Here is a 14,209-nt window from a genome sequence, read left to right as displayed (position 1 = left end):
TTGTAACCTTGTGAAATAACGGTATTTTAAACACTTTTCGTTAGCGCCAATGGCAAGCCCTTGCCAGGCGACGGAAAATTGTCACCGGCATAAAAAAGCCGCTCGCCCGGGAAGCGGGAGAGCGGCCAACGAGATCCGGGCATGGGCCTCAGGATCAGGAGGGCGCGATGGCCTCGTCGCTCAGGCGCTCATCATCCTTGCGATGGAAAAGGCTGTAGATGACCGGAATCACCAACAAGGTCACAAAGCTGGCTGATAAGAGACCACCGATGACCGCCCTTGCCATGGGGGCCTGTTGCTCGGCGCCTTCACCAATGCCCAGTGCCAGTGGCAGCATGGCGAAGGTAGTGGTCAGCGTGGTCATGAGGACCGGTCGCAGGCGCCGTCGGCCCGCTTCCACGATGGCCGGGTTCAGGCGCATCCCATCACCCCGTTGCAAACGGGCGGTCTGATCCACAATCAGAATGGAATTATTGACCACGATACCCACCAGCATGATCATCCCGATAAGGGACTGGAGATTGAAGGTCGTACCGGTGAGGTAAAGCATGACACTGACCCCGATAATTGACAGGGGCACGGTGAACATCACGATAAAGGGATCCCTCAGGGATTCATACAGCGAAGCCAGAACCATGTAGACCAGAATGATCGCCATGATCATTGCCAGTCCCAGTTCAGAAAACGCCTCCTGCTGTTCCTCGAATTCACCGGAGACCATGGCCTCATAGCCCTCCGGCATGGGGATATCGCGAAGGGCCTCCTGCACGTCACTGGCGACCGAACCCAGATCCCGACCACTGATGTTGGCGTAGATCACGTTCAGCCGTTGCTGGTTCTTGCGGTCAATCTGCTGCGGGCCAATACCATCGGTGATATCCACCAGATTGCGCATGGCAATCTGTTCACCGGCCTCGTTGGGCACCGTCAGATTCAGAATCTGGGCCTGGGTCAACCTTTCGGAGTCTCGCAGCCGCAAGAGCATGTCGTATTCACGCCCTTGATCCGTAAACTGCCCGGCACGTACACCGCCAATGGCCGCTTCGAGCGTCCTGGCCGCCTGCTGCATGGAGACGCCAAGGTCCGCAGCCCGAGATCGGTTTACCCGGATCAGCTCCTGCGGTATACCCTCTTCCCGGCTGCGGCGGGTATCGGTAATGCCTTCGATATTTGAAATGCGCTCATCGACATCTTCAGCCAGTGCCTCCAGGCGGTCCAGTTCGAAGCCGCGGATCTCGATTTCCAGGGGCTCACCGGTACCACCACCCGTCCCCATGCGCAGCAGGAAAAGGCCCTGGCCGGCACGGGTGCGGATTACGGTTCCGGGAATGTCCTGGAGCAATGGGCGCAGGTCGGCAGCAATCTGCGCGCTACTCCGATCCCGCTCACGGACACCCACAAGGCTAAGACGCAGCTCCCCGGTGTGGCCCCTGCCACGCCAGCCTCCCGCACCCAGACGGGTATAACTGGACTCGATCTCGGGCACCTCGGGAACGACAATCTCTTCCACCTTGCGCATGACTTCATCCAGCAGTTCCAGGCGGGTGCCGGGCTCCATTTCCACATTGATACGAACTTCACTTTCATCCGCCTCAGGCATGAATTCGGCCCCGATTCGGGGCAGCAGCATCAGGGACAGAAAGAAGATCAACGCGGTGACGCTCAAGGCCATGGGGCGATGGCGCAGGATCAGTCGCAACAATGACTGGTAGGCGTTCTCCAGCCCCTCCAGCCCCCTGCCAAGCGCATCGGCCGTACGGCGCAACGGGTGACCCTTGGTGTTCGCGACAGTCGTCTCATCCTTCAGGATTCTGGACGCCATCATGGGCACCAGGGTCAATGCCACCAGCAGAGAGCAGATCAAGGCAAAACTGACCGTATAGGCCAACTGACTGAACATCTCACCGCTGATCCCCTGGGCGAAGACCAGGGGTGCGAATATCACCAGGGTTGTCAGCGTACTGGCTATGATTGCCGGGCCTACCTGGGAGGTCCCCTGAATGGCGGCACTGGTGCGGTCATCGGCCTCCTCCTTGCGGACACGGGAGATGTTCTCCAGGACCACAATGGCGTTATCCACCATCAGGCCAACGCCCAGGGCAAGGCCGCCCAGGGTCATCAGGTTCAGTGTGAAGCCACCGAAGAAGACCAGGGAGAACGTGGCAATCAGGGAAGTCGGTATGGCGATCGCCACCACCAGGGTACCCCGGATATTTCGCAGAAAACCCAGCAGGACGAGTATCGCCAGGGCACCACCATACAGAATGGTGGTGGTGAGATTGTCGATGGAGTTCTGAATGTACTCGGATTGATCAATGACTGGGACAATTTCCAGCTGGGGATAGTCCCGGGCGATCCGACGCATCTCCGCGTTGGCCCGCTCTGCCACATCGACGGTGTTGCTTCCGGCCTGTTTGCGTATCGCAACCCGGACCCCAGGCTCTTCATTGATGCGGATGATCCGGGTGATCCGCTCATGAGAGTCCTCTACATCGGCAATCTGGCGAAGCCTGACCTGCCCCCCATCCCGTCGGGCCACCACCAGATCCTCGATTTCCTCCAGGGAATCAAACTTGCCGGGCGTGCGCACCGCCACGTCCAGGCGGCCCCGCTCCACCTCCCCTGCCGGGACGGTGATATTCGCTTCCTGGAGGCGGCTGCGAACTTCGCTTAGGGGCAAGTCCAGTGCCTGCAAGCGATCCGGATCAACCCGAATCTGGATCTGCCTTTCCAGTCCGCCCCAGACATCCAGTGCGGCAACACCGGGGATCCGTTCAATCCGGTAGCTGATCTCCTCGTCAATCAGGCTTCGCAGGGCAATGGGATCAAGATCACTGGCCAGGCCATAGATCAGAATGGGGAAACTCGCCGGATCAAACTTTCTGAGCTGGGGTCGATTGGCTTCATCCGGCAAGGCATTGCCAATACGATCGAGCCGGTCACGGATATCGTTGGCCGCCACGTCCAGGTCCGTGCCCCACTCAAAGGTGATACGCACATTGCTGCTGCCTTCCTGGGAAGTGGACGTCAGCTCTTCAATACCGGCCACGGTGGCGACCGCCTCTTCCACCCGGCGCGTAATGGTCTCCTCGACCTCTTCCGGAGCGGCGTTCTCGTAAGTAGTCACTACCGTCAAGGTGGGGAAGGTGACATCCGGCATCAGGTCGATGGGCAATCGGCTCAAGGAGAACAGACCGATCAGGACCGCGATAAGCACGGCCATGGTGGTCAGTACCGGGCGCCGGACGGTGAAATTGGCAATCTTCATGGCTTGTCGTTTATCCCTGTGTCGAGTTGCCGGAAGGCTGTTTATTCACCGTTGGTGAGGCGGAGGGGTGTCCCGTCTCCGAGACGATGCTGACCAAGGGTAACCACCCTGCCTTCGATTTCCGGAGACAGAATCTGGGCATAGTCATCGGTCCTGACGCCCACGCTTACGGGCACAAACCGGGCCCGCGGCCGTGAGTCCTCTTCTGCGTCCTCGGGCGACTCGACCAGGAACACACCCCGCTCTCCCGAATGTCGGGTCAGCGCATCGCGAGGCACGACACGGGCGTCACTGATTTCTTCAACGTTAATGCTGAGATTGACAAAGAACCCAGGGCTGAGGCGTCCGTCCTCGTTGGGCACTTCAATTTCCACGCGCGCCTGCCGGGTGTCCTCTCTCAACTGGGGCGCTATCCGCGATACCTGGCCCTCGAAAATCTCGCCAGGCCAGGCGTCACTACGGATTTCCACCTGTTGCCCGGTGCGCAGGCGGGCAAAATCCCGGTCGACGATGGACGTGACGGCCCGCAGGGAGCTGATGTCCAGCACGGAGATGATGGCCTCGTTGGCGGCAATATTGGACCCTTCGTCCACAAAGCGTTCCCCGACCACCCGGGTGCCATCAGCGCCGCCATTCCACTCCGCCCGTACGGTGGCATAGGACTGACGCAGCTCGGCCCGACGCAGGGCGGCTTCACGCTGAGCCAACTGGGCATGACTGACGGTGACATTGGCCGTGGCCGCCTCAAATTCCGACTGGGCCAGGTCATACTCGGATTCGGAAGCCAGACCCTGCTCACGCAGGTCGGCAAGACGCTGGTATTCGCGCTCCTGCACGGTTCGCCGGGCGCGGGCATCTTCCAACTGGGCACGGGCCACTTCCATGGCGGCCCGGGCTTCCGCCGCTTCCTGACCGAACTCTTCATCATCAAGCCGGGCAATGACCTGCCCTTGCTCTACTTCATCGCCAATATCGACCGCCAGCTCACGGAGGCGCCCACCCACTTTGGGTGCGAGCTGAAAGCGGTGCCGCGCCTGCAGGGTCCCGGTGTACTGGGCAATATCCCGAATATCCCGAAAAGCCACCTCAGCGACCTCCACCGCCACTGCCTGCTCACCGGAATCCCGCCCCCAACCGCCAGGGCCACCCGGTCCGGCATCGTCACCGCGGCCCAGCCACCATACGGCCAAAGCCACCAGAAGAATCACGCCGATAATCGAAATTTTCTTTTTATTCATTACCTTGGAGCTTCCTGTTTGATCCTGGCAGGGAGACGGTTCGAAATCGAACCAAATCTGCAAATCTTGCCTTGTGACTGCCCCGGGGGCGGGACAGTTCCAGTCAATTCACCTCCAGGCCCGATTCCGGATGTACTCAAGCTGTTCGGGGCTCTGAATGGCGCCGGGCCGCGCCTGGCGGACGCGTGCAATGGCATTGTCGGGCTCCATGCCCTGCTCAATCAGGAGCCTGGCAGCAACAGTGCCGGTGCGGCCCAGCCCTGCCAGGCAATGAATCACAATCCTGTCGCCGCCCATCAAACGCGTTACCACCGTGGGCCCCACCGTCTCCCAGGCGTCCTCGAAGGCTCGGCCAGGGGCACAAAAATCAGGAATGGGCGCATGCCACCAGTCCAGACCCGCGACATGCGTGCGCTCGCCCAGCGTATCAAGGCCAAGCCAGCGCAACTCCGCGCTCTCATTCAGAGTGAGGATACCCTGACCTCCCCAATTGACGATGGCGGCCAGATCCTGGGCCAGGCCCTGCCCCTTGTCCAATCCGATTGCAGGGCCCAGACCGGCGCCCGGACAACGACAAAGCCCAAGCAGGCCGGCTGTGCCCGGGATCGGCAAGGCATCGATATTCAAGCTCATGGCCGTCAGCCCCGTAAATTGGCGACACTGTAAGTCCAGGCACCACGCCTACATATAAGGTGTCAGCAAGCGAGCAAGGCCGTTACGCAATCGTTTAAGCCAGGGCAAGGTCTGCAGCGCCTGTGCCTCAATCGACCGCGCCGTCCACAGTCGGTGATCGAAAAACCGTTCCAGCTCGCTGGTTGTCCAGGCGTCATAGCACTCAAGATTGCACTCAAAGTTGAGTGACAAGCTGCGCGGGTCCCAGTTCGCGGATCCCACGAAGGCCCATTGTCCATCCACTGTCATCAATTTGGAATGATCGAACACGCCCGGTGCCCGGGAGATACGCACCCCCCGTCGGAGCAAGGGAGCAATCTGGGCCTGCATCGCCCAGTCCACAAAAGGCAGATTGTTCTGCTCCGGCACGATGACATCAACAACGACGCCACGCAGAGCGGCCGTAATCAGACTGTCGGCCAGGCTTTTGTCCGGCAGAAAGTACGGCGTCTGAATGCGTATGTGAAAGCGGGCGAGAGAGACAGCGCCGAGCATGACCTGACGAATCGTGTCATAACGCTCATCCGGACCGTCCGCAATGACACGGCCAAGGACAGCGCCCGGTGTTTCCGGCGCCGGAAACCAATCAGAACCCGAGAGTGATTCGCCACAGGAAAACTGCCAGTCCTCAACGAATACAGCCTGAAGCTCGCTGACCAGTGGACCCTCGACCCGAAAATGAAGGTCTCTGACCGCATGAGCGGGGTTCTCGGCCACGCAGTTGCCCTCGGCGATATTCATGCCACCGACAAAGCCCGTGGCGCCATCAACCACCAGCAACTTGCGATGATTGCGCAAATTGACGAAGGGAAGGGTCCAGGGCCAGCGCGGCGGCATGAATCGGGCAAAGGGGATTCTCTCCCGACGCAGCAAGCCCTCAATGGTGGGCAGAGAATAGCGAAGCCCCACCGCATCAACCAGCACCCGAACCTCCACGCCCCGATCCACGGCGCGTGCCAGCGCATCAACGAAACGCCGCCCAACTCGATCCCGGTTGAAGATATAGGTACTCAAGCCGATGCTGTGTTGAGCCCCTTCGATCGCCGCCAGCATGGCCGGATAGGCTTCATCACCATTCACCAAAGCTGAAACGGCGTTGCCGCCCAACAGAGGTTGCAGGGCCACCTGGCTGGAAAGCCGTGACAGGGGTTGCAAGGCTTCGGGAACAAAGGACTCCAGGGCCTCTGGGCTATAGGCCCCGAGATCGGATTCCCCCTGAACCCGGTTGAGTGGCTCACGCAGGCTGCTGGCGCGGCGACGAATCCGATTGATCCCGAACAGCAGGTAAAGCAGCGACCCCAATACCGGTGCCAGCCAGATCACGCCCACCCAGCCCACCGTCGCCCGATGGTCGCTCTTGTTCAGAATCGCGTGCCCGGAAGCGATCAAGGCCAAAGCCACGGAGAGCAGGCCCGCGATCACGGGCCAGCCGGGCAGCAGATCCTGGAACGACACGGCGCCTCCCTTGCTTCAGCCCCTCATGGAATCAGGCCATCCTGGCCAGTATTTCCTCGTGAACCGCCAAATCCTCATTGGAAAACAGAACAAAACGGACCAGGGTGAGCCCCTCGATCACCGAGCCTTCGGAGACTACCGTTTGCAAGGCGATCCCGGCTGCCTCGCGGACAGGATAGCCGAAGGCACCCGTGGAAATTGCCGGAAAGCCCACACTACCTAACTGGTGCTGACCCGCCTCTTTCAGGGCATTGCGGTAACAGGCCGCAAGCAGTTGATCCGAGGGTTCGTCCACACCGTAAACTGGTCCCAGGCAGTGGATAAGTCGCTGATTGGGTAAGCCGAAAGCATCCGTGCTCACCGCCTGGCCCGGTTCGATCGGCGCCAGGGGCCGACAAGCCTCGTCCAGTTGGGGCCCGGCGGCACGGTGGATGGCACCCGCTACCCCGCCCCCGGTTGTGAGCTGGGCATTGGCGGCATTCACCACCGCATCCAGATCCGACTGTCGAGTGATGTCACCCTGCATCAATTCCAGTCGCAGTTTCCCGAATTGCCGTTCCATATTAGCCTCCTTCCCGGTGGTCCCGGCGCCGGTCTTGTCGCTGTCACCCCGTATAGCGCTGGAACACCAGGGTGGCGTTGGTGCCGCCGAACCCGAAACTGTTGGACATCACCCGATCCAGGCGCTGATTGTCCATGCGTTTGGTCACCACCGGACGGCCATCGGCCTCCGGGTCCAGGTTCTCGATATTGGCGCTGGCGGCAATGAAATCGTTCTGCATCATGAGCAACGAGAAAATGGCCTCATGGGCCCCGGCCGCCCCCAGGGAATGCCCGGTCAGGGACTTGGTTGAGGCCACTGGCGGCATGTCGTCGCCGAAGACCTCGGCCATTGCCTCCAGCTCGGTGATATCCCCCCGCGGCGTGCTGGTGCCGTGGGCGTTGACGTAGTTGATCCCGCCGTCCACGGTGGCCAGGGCCTGACGCATGCAGCGAACCGCGCCCTCGCCGCTGGGCGCCACCATGTCGGCCCCGTCGGAGGTCGCCCCGTAGCCAACCAGCTCCGCCAGAATGGGCGCATTGCGCGCCAGCGCATGTTCCAGTTCCTCCAGAACCAGAATCCCGCCACCGCCGGCAATCACGAAGCCGTCACGGTCCTGATCATAGGGCCGCGAGGCCTTCTCCGGGGTGTCATTGTATTTGGAGGACAGCGCACCCATGCCGTCGAACATCATGCTCATGCTCCAGTGCTCATCCTCGCCACCGCCGGCAAACACCACATCCTGCTTGCCCAACTGAATTTGCTCCATGGCATTGCCAATGCAGTGGGCACTGGTGGCGCAGGCGGAGGAAATGGAGTAATTGATGCCCTTTATGCCGAAAGCGGTTGCCAGGCAGGCCGAGGTGGTACTGCTCATCGCCTTGGGCACGGTAAAACTGCCCACCTTGCGAATACCCCGCTCCCGCAGATTATCCGCCGCCTTGACCAGATGACCCACGGAACCCCCGCCGGAGCCGGTTACCAGACCAATGCGCTCATCGGAGAGGTTCTCCGGGTCCAGGCCCGCAGCCCGTGCCGCATCTTCCATGGCGACGTAGGAATAGGCAGCCGCATCACCCATGAAGCGCATGGGTTTGCGCGGCACCCTTTCAGCGAGCTCAATCTCGGGGCGCGCGGATACCCGACTGCGCAGTCCCAGCCGCTCATATTCCTCGTTATACCGGATTCCGGAGCGACCAGTCCGCAATGAATCAGTCACCGTCTCCGGGTCATTGCCCAGGCAGGACACGACGCCCATGCCGGTCACGACCACCCGCCTCTGCATCAGCTCTCTCCCGTGATTGTTATGTAAATGGGCCATGATAACGCTGAATACCCCCTTCTGTGCACTCCTGTCCGACGGATTGACGCCGATGGGCTCCATGGTTCACTTTGAACACAGAAGCAACACGGCGAGGAGAGACGGCATGAGCGCAAGCCCCATACCCAGCAGCAGCGGTCATATGGATGTGCTTGATCCCCAGGACGGCAGTCTGGTCGAGCGCATCGAGCGCTATGACGCCCGCGGCATGCAGCAGGCCATCGACAGGGCCGATGCCGCCCTCTCCAGGGCCCGCCGGATGCCCGTCCATGAACGCATGCGGGTGCTCTACGATGCCTCCGACTATGTGGACCGCCACCGCCAGGCCTTTGCCGACATCCTTGCCCGGGAAGGGGTCAAGACCATCAATGAAGCCCGGGCCGAGGTGGCGCGGGCAGTGATGACCCTGCGTCTGTCGGCCGAGGAGACCCGACGGATCGTCGGCAACACCATCGCCTTCGACCAGCGCCCGGGCAGTGAAAACCGCTTCGGTTACTCCCGGCGCATCCCGGTGGGCCTGATTGGGGCCATCACCCCTTTCAATGACCCGCTGAATCTGGTGGCTCACAAGGTGGGCCCGGCGATTGCCGGTGGCAATGCGGTGATCGTCAAACCCCATGAGGCTACGCCGCTCTCGGCCATCAAGCTGCTGGAAGCTTTCCATGAGGCGGGTATCGAGGAAGGTATCCTGCAGGTGATTCCCGGTTACGGGCGCGATGCCGGCGACGCCCTGGTCACCGACGACCGGGTGCGCATGATCTCCTTCACCGGCGGCCGGGAGACCGGGGAACGCATCATGCAGCGGGCCGGATTGAAGAAATTCGGCATGGAGCTGGGCAGCAACTCCCCCACCCTCATCATGGACGATGCCGATCTGGAACAGGCCATACCGGCAGTGGTCGGCGGGGCCATTGCCGCCGCCGGTCAGAATTGCCTTCATGTCCAGCGCCTGCTCCTCCATGAAAGGATCTACGACGAAGCTCGGGATCGCTTTATCGCAGGCATGAAGGGCATCCGCTACGGCGACAAATACTCCGAGGATATGGACATGGGCCCCCTCATCGATGAAGCCGCCGCCGACAGGGTCGAAGCTGCCGTCGAGCAAGCGATCGCCGATGGTGCTCGCTGCCTGGTCGGCAATGAGCGCGATGGCAACTTTTTCGCCCCCACCGTCCTCGAGCAGGTGCCGGACAACCACCCCATGGTCAAAGACGAGATTTTCGGGCCCGTGACTTCCCTGCACCGTTTCAGCGACGAGGACGAGGCCATCGAGATCGCAAACAATGTGGATTACGGATTGCATGCCGGTGTGTTTACACGTGACGTGGATGCCGCCTTCCGTATCGCTGACGCCCTGGAGTGCGGCGGTGTGATGATCAACGACAGCAGCGACTACCGACTGGATGCGGCGCCCTTCGGCGGGGTCAAGGGTTCCGGCATCGGCCGCGAGGGTGTTGGCTATGTTCTCAATGAAATGACCGAGCCCAAGGTCTACTGCTTCAATATCCGTTTCCCCCACGGCTGGACCTGAGGAGAAAGACGGCATGGCGATCAAGGCAGAACGGACAGACCGAACCGGCCTGGAACGTGTGCGTAGCGACCGGGTGGCCAGCCTGGTGCAATCCGATATTCGAGCCATGACCCAGCGCTGCCTTGAGCTCGACGGCGTCAATCTGGGCCAGGGGATATGCGACACCCCGCCCCCGGAACTACTGGCCGGGGCAGTGGCACCGGCCATTGAGCGCGGGGACAATCGCTACACTCGCTATGACGGCATCGGACGGCTACGCCATGCCCTCGCCGATCGTCTGCAACGCCACAATGGCCTCGATGTGGACCCGGACGGTGAGATTGTGGTGACCATCGGCAGCACCGGTGCCTTCGCAACCACCGTGATGGCCCTGTGCAACCCGGGTGACGCCATCATTCTGCTGGAGCCCTATTACGGCTACCATCTCAATACCGCCCGCGTGGCCGGTCTGGAAACTCGCCTGGTGGGTTTGCGGCCGGATGATTTCTCCTTGGACATGGCTGCCCTGGAAGAAGCGGCAAAGGGTGCCCGCGCACTGGTTCTCAATACCCCGGGCAATCCTTCTGGCCGGGTATTCAAGCGCCGGGAACTGGAGCAGCTCGGCGAGCTCTGCCAGCGCCACGATCTGCTCTGCATCACGGATGAGATCTACGAGTATTTCCTATTTGACGGCCACCGGCATATCAGCCCGGCCACCCTGCCCTCGCTTCGGGACCGAACGGTAACCATCTCCGGCTATTCCAAGACCTACAGCATCACGGGCTGGCGAATCGGCTTTCTCACCGCACCCCGGGACATGGCTCAGGCCATCGGTCTGGTCAATGACCTTTACTATGTCTGCGCCCCATCTCCGCTGCAGGCGGCGGTGGCCGAGACTATCAAGGCTCTGGGTGATGACTACTATCAGGGCCTGGCCCATGACTTTCAGCTCAAGCGGGATGATTTCTGTGGAGTGCTCAAGGACATCGGTCTCACCCCAAGAATCCCGGAGGGTGCCTACTATGTCCTGGCCGATGTCACGCCACTGGGCAAGTCGAGCAGTCAGGCCGCCGCCATGGAGATCCTGGAACAGGCAGGTGTGGCAAGCGTCCCCGGCAGCGCCTTCTTCTCCGGTGACGAGGGCGAGTCGGTGGTCCGCTTCTGCTTCGGGAAATCCGACCAGACCCTCCATGCCGCCCAGGAACGGCTTCTGCGTTGGGGGCGGGCCGGGGCCTGAGCCGCATTCGCAGCCCGAATCGCGAATGAATTCGCTCCTACCGTCGCTTCGTCTGCCGTAGGAGCGAATTCATTCGCGATTCAACCGTCGGCGCGGCCTCAGCCTCCGCCTGAACCCACCTCCCGCCCCCGCCAACGAACAACGGCATAACGGGAGTAGCGGGCATTCACCCACAGGCCAAGCAAGATCACGGCACTGCCCAGTGCCAGGCGCAGCAGGTCCGCATCACGATTCCAGATAAGGATGTTGACCAGAAGACCGGCGGGAATAAGGACATTGTTCATGACCGCCAGGGTGCCCCCATCCACCAGACAAGCGCCCCGATTCCAGAGAAACAGTCCCAGGCCCGAGGCCGCCATGCCCAACCAGGCAATAACCCCCCACTGCAGGCCCGTCTCCGGCAACTGACTGGCGTCACCGAAAATCAGAAAGGCCGGAGCCGAGACCAGGGTGCCGCCGAGAAAGAAAAGGCCAAAGAATCGCCAACTGGGCAGACTGGGGTGATAGTGGCCAAGCAGATGCTTGTAACCCACCTGCCCCAGGGCAAAGGCAAGATTCGCGGTCTGAATGAGCACAAAGCCGAGAAGATAATCGCTACTGATGCCATCGAAACGGATCAGTACTGCCCCGCCGACCGCCAATAGTGCTGCCGCCAGGCCTATCGGCGCGAACCGCCGATGCAGGGCATCATCGGCCAGTGCCACATAGAGCGGCGTGGTCACCGTGAAGAGAAGAATCTCCGGAACGGTGAGATAGGCAAACGAACGGTAGAGGCACAGGTAGGTCAGACCGAACTGCATCATGCCCACCGCGACAACCCCCATCAGCAGGCCAGCGGGCAGACCGCGCAGACGAGTCAGGGGCAGGAACAGCAGGAGGGCAAGGCCCACCCGGCTGAGCACGGCAAAATCACTGTCCACCTGCCCGGCCAGATAGACATCGATCAGACTGAAGGAAAAGGCCCAGAGAACCGTGACGAAGGCCAGATAGGCCATATTCGATCAACTCGCCTTGGGCTTACCGGCAATGTCGTTGTCGTTGTAGAAATCCAGGTCCTCGAACTGACCCAGCAAGGCGGTACTGATATTGGCCAAATGGGCCACGACTCGTTTGTAATGACGGGCCAGCAGGGAATAGGCCACCGCCTCATGGACCTGAATCTGCTCTTCATCCCGGAACAGACCCATGATGATCTCATCGCAACGCCCACGGATACTCTTGGCTTTCTCTATGGCCTCCGAGGCCGGACCTTCATCCGAGTCCCGACAGGCGGCCGAAACCAGCTTGAAGATCACCACCGTCTCCTCGGCAATCTGATCAAGCGCCTGGCGATAACGTGCTTCGGTAAAGTCTTCGTTATAGAACTGGCCAACTTCAAATACGTTCTTGCAATAATCGCCAATGCGTTCAGCATCCTTGGCCACACTCATCAGGGCCAGGCAAACCGGCACGTCGTAACCCGGATTGACCGTCAGATACCGCAATACCTTGCGGCGGATGGAGCGCTCCAATTCATTGATGGCCCGGTCACGCTCGTAGATGCTCTCGCTCACTGCCTGGGCCGGAACCTTGCTATGCAGCACCTCATTGGCACGCTCAAACATCCAGACACCATGCTCCAGCATCTCCCCCAGTTCGGAGAAGGCGTTGTCGATGGTGGATCCGTGAGCCAGGGCGTTCAGAATTTCACGAAACATGGAGCTCTCCACTCAGATGCCAGACTAGCCGTTGCCACGGCTAGTGGATGACCAGCAATTCCGTCAGTGCAATACCGGCAATAGGTATTGCCAAGAATATCAGGAACAGGAAGAAAAACGCATATCTGGGCGACTTTCCGGCAATCCGCCCATACCAGTTGGCAATACGCATGGGCACGATCCGCAGGGGATACCAGATAGCGGTGCCGATCAGATTGAACAGTACGTGGACCAGGGCCACCGTCACCGCCGCGGAGACCGGGTTGGCGGTCGCGGCGAGCACACTGGTGACGGTGGTCCCGAGATTGGAGCCCATCATGAAGGGCAGCAGGCGTTTCATGGGCACCACCCCGGCACCGGCCAGGGGCACCATCAGGCTCGTGGTAATGGTGCTGGACTGAACCATGACCGTGGATACCGCGCCGATGCCGTAGCTGCGAAGGTCATTACGGAAGAAATAGGTCCGGAACAGGCCATCCATATGGCGTAGCAAGGCGCCGCGCAGGTTCTTGACCATGAAAACCAGGCCAATGAACATCAAAAGCAAGCCGAGACCGGCCACGAACAGGCCCTGGGCCATCTCATTGGGCATCAGGGTCGCGCCCAGCCAATTGCTCCCATCCACCAGGGGCCGGGTAATCACCCGAACCGGACTGTTCGGATTGGCGACAGGCTCCATGCCGATCAGATCCGCCAGACTGGCCGCGGCACGGGTAATGAAACCCCGCCCGCTTTCGTGAAACAGCCCCGTGATCCATTCCAGAGGGAACAGCACTGCCACGGTGAGCAGATTGAAGAGATCATGAATCAGGGCGGCGGTAAATGATCGCCGGAAGGTGCTGCGAATGCGCAGATTGGCCAGGGCCACGATTACCGCGGTCACCGAGGTGCCGATATTCGCGCCCATGATGGCGAAAACCGCCGTGCCCAGGGTCATCTCCCCTGTCGCTACCAATGTCACGATCAAGGCGGTGGTAAAGGAAGAGCTCTGGACGATGGCGGTGACGATCACCGCTCCCATCAGGGCAATGAAGGGATTCTGCCCGTAGGCAAAGGCCCGGGTCAGCCAATCACTCTCCTGGCCAAAGGTCCCGAGGCCGGAACCCATGATATTGAGCGCGGAGAGAAAGAGGTACAGACAAAGGCCGGCGTAGATGCCACGCAGCCAGGCTGGAACCTCCGGCGGATGCCCACGGCGACGCAGGGCGGGGTTATGGGTTTGGACCATAAATCAACACCAGAATGGCACGAGGCCAGGTTGTTCTTTCGG

The 14,209-nt window shown here is 60.8% G+C and carries 11 protein-coding genes; 2 read left to right on the top strand and 9 right to left on the bottom strand.

Annotation, left to right across the window (positions count from 1 at the left end; translation table 11 throughout):
* Positions 1 to 154 precede the first annotated feature (154 nt).
* From ACJWXQ_RS07835 to fabB, 6 genes are all read right to left on the bottom strand, one after another.
* Complete coding sequence (locus tag ACJWXQ_RS07835; RefSeq protein WP_406672535.1) at positions 155 to 3,268, bottom strand: efflux RND transporter permease subunit; 3,114 nt, start codon at positions 3,266 to 3,268, stop codon at positions 155 to 157.
* Between the two features lie 41 nt (positions 3,269 to 3,309).
* Positions 3,310 to 4,506: an efflux RND transporter periplasmic adaptor subunit gene (locus ACJWXQ_RS07830; RefSeq protein WP_346052479.1), complete on the bottom strand. Its 1,197-nt coding sequence runs from the start codon at positions 4,504 to 4,506 to the stop codon at positions 3,310 to 3,312.
* A 108-nt stretch (positions 4,507 to 4,614) separates the two neighbouring features.
* Positions 4,615 to 5,139 carry a protein-tyrosine phosphatase family protein gene (locus tag ACJWXQ_RS07825; RefSeq protein WP_406672534.1) on the bottom strand — a complete coding sequence of 175 codons (525 nt, stop codon included), beginning with the start codon at positions 5,137 to 5,139 and terminating at the stop codon, positions 4,615 to 4,617.
* A 48-nt stretch (positions 5,140 to 5,187) separates the two neighbouring features.
* Positions 5,188 to 6,633, bottom strand: a complete 1,446-nt coding sequence (locus ACJWXQ_RS07820) for a phospholipase D-like domain-containing protein (protein WP_406672533.1) — start codon at positions 6,631 to 6,633, stop codon at positions 5,188 to 5,190.
* 31 nt (positions 6,634 to 6,664) lie between these two features.
* Positions 6,665 to 7,195 carry a macro domain-containing protein gene (locus ACJWXQ_RS07815; protein WP_406672532.1) on the bottom strand — a complete coding sequence of 177 codons (531 nt, stop codon included), beginning with the start codon at positions 7,193 to 7,195 and terminating at the stop codon, positions 6,665 to 6,667.
* A gap of 43 nt (positions 7,196 to 7,238) precedes the next feature.
* Positions 7,239 to 8,459: a beta-ketoacyl-ACP synthase I gene (fabB, locus tag ACJWXQ_RS07810; RefSeq protein WP_406672531.1), complete on the bottom strand. Its 1,221-nt coding sequence runs from the start codon at positions 8,457 to 8,459 to the stop codon at positions 7,239 to 7,241.
* 142 nt (positions 8,460 to 8,601) lie between these two features.
* Here fabB and ACJWXQ_RS07805 point away from each other — a divergent pair, with 142 nt between their 5' ends.
* Positions 8,602 to 10,026 carry an aldehyde dehydrogenase family protein gene (locus ACJWXQ_RS07805; RefSeq protein ID WP_406672530.1) on the top strand — a complete coding sequence of 475 codons (1,425 nt, stop codon included), beginning with the start codon at positions 8,602 to 8,604 and terminating at the stop codon, positions 10,024 to 10,026.
* Between the two features lie 13 nt (positions 10,027 to 10,039).
* The gene (locus tag ACJWXQ_RS07800) at positions 10,040 to 11,242 is read left to right on the top strand and encodes a pyridoxal phosphate-dependent aminotransferase (protein WP_406672529.1); all 1,203 of its coding nucleotides are present in this window, start codon (positions 10,040 to 10,042) and stop codon (positions 11,240 to 11,242) included.
* A gap of 98 nt (positions 11,243 to 11,340) precedes the next feature.
* Here ACJWXQ_RS07800 and ACJWXQ_RS07795 read toward each other — a convergent pair whose 3' ends face one another.
* Genes ACJWXQ_RS07795 through ACJWXQ_RS07785 form a run of 3 tightly spaced genes read right to left on the bottom strand, consistent with a single transcriptional unit; the run spans position 11,341 to position 14,167 of the window.
* Positions 11,341 to 12,237, bottom strand: a complete 897-nt coding sequence (locus ACJWXQ_RS07795) for a hypothetical protein (RefSeq protein WP_346052493.1) — start codon at positions 12,235 to 12,237, stop codon at positions 11,341 to 11,343.
* Positions 12,238 to 12,243: 6 nt separating this feature from the next.
* Positions 12,244 to 12,939: a PhoU domain-containing protein gene (locus ACJWXQ_RS07790; RefSeq protein WP_346052494.1), complete on the bottom strand. Its 696-nt coding sequence runs from the start codon at positions 12,937 to 12,939 to the stop codon at positions 12,244 to 12,246.
* A 40-nt stretch (positions 12,940 to 12,979) separates the two neighbouring features.
* Positions 12,980 to 14,167 carry a Na/Pi symporter gene (locus ACJWXQ_RS07785; protein WP_346052496.1) on the bottom strand — a complete coding sequence of 396 codons (1,188 nt, stop codon included), beginning with the start codon at positions 14,165 to 14,167 and terminating at the stop codon, positions 12,980 to 12,982.
* Positions 14,168 to 14,209: the final 42 nt, after the last annotated feature.

This window comes from Natronospira sp., assembly GCF_007134575.1.
GTDB lineage: Bacteria > Pseudomonadota > Gammaproteobacteria > Natronospirales > Natronospiraceae > Natronospira > Natronospira elongata.
This window is presented reverse-complemented; position numbering and strand designations above follow the sequence as displayed.

Excerpts from the sequence above, each read along its gene's own strand:
- ACJWXQ_RS07790 (WP_346052494.1), bottom strand. The coding sequence starts at position 12,939 with ATGTTTCGTGAAATTCTGAACGCCCTGGCTCACGGATCCACCATCGAC.
- ACJWXQ_RS07800 (WP_406672529.1), top strand. The coding sequence starts at position 10,040 with ATGGCGATCAAGGCAGAACGGACAGACCGAACCGGCCTGGAACGTGTG.
- ACJWXQ_RS07795 (WP_346052493.1), bottom strand. The coding sequence starts at position 12,237 with ATGGCCTATCTGGCCTTCGTCACGGTTCTCTGGGCCTTTTCCTTCAGT.
- ACJWXQ_RS07785 (WP_346052496.1), bottom strand. The coding sequence starts at position 14,167 with ATGGTCCAAACCCATAACCCCGCCCTGCGTCGCCGTGGGCATCCGCCG.
- ACJWXQ_RS07825 (WP_406672534.1), bottom strand. The coding sequence starts at position 5,139 with ATGAGCTTGAATATCGATGCCTTGCCGATCCCGGGCACAGCCGGCCTG.
- ACJWXQ_RS07815 (WP_406672532.1), bottom strand. The coding sequence starts at position 7,195 with ATGGAACGGCAATTCGGGAAACTGCGACTGGAATTGATGCAGGGTGAC.
- ACJWXQ_RS07805 (WP_406672530.1), top strand. The coding sequence starts at position 8,602 with ATGAGCGCAAGCCCCATACCCAGCAGCAGCGGTCATATGGATGTGCTT.
- fabB (WP_406672531.1), bottom strand. The coding sequence starts at position 8,459 with ATGCAGAGGCGGGTGGTCGTGACCGGCATGGGCGTCGTGTCCTGCCTG.
- ACJWXQ_RS07835 (WP_406672535.1), bottom strand. The coding sequence starts at position 3,268 with ATGAAGATTGCCAATTTCACCGTCCGGCGCCCGGTACTGACCACCATG.
- ACJWXQ_RS07830 (WP_346052479.1), bottom strand. The coding sequence starts at position 4,506 with ATGAATAAAAAGAAAATTTCGATTATCGGCGTGATTCTTCTGGTGGCT.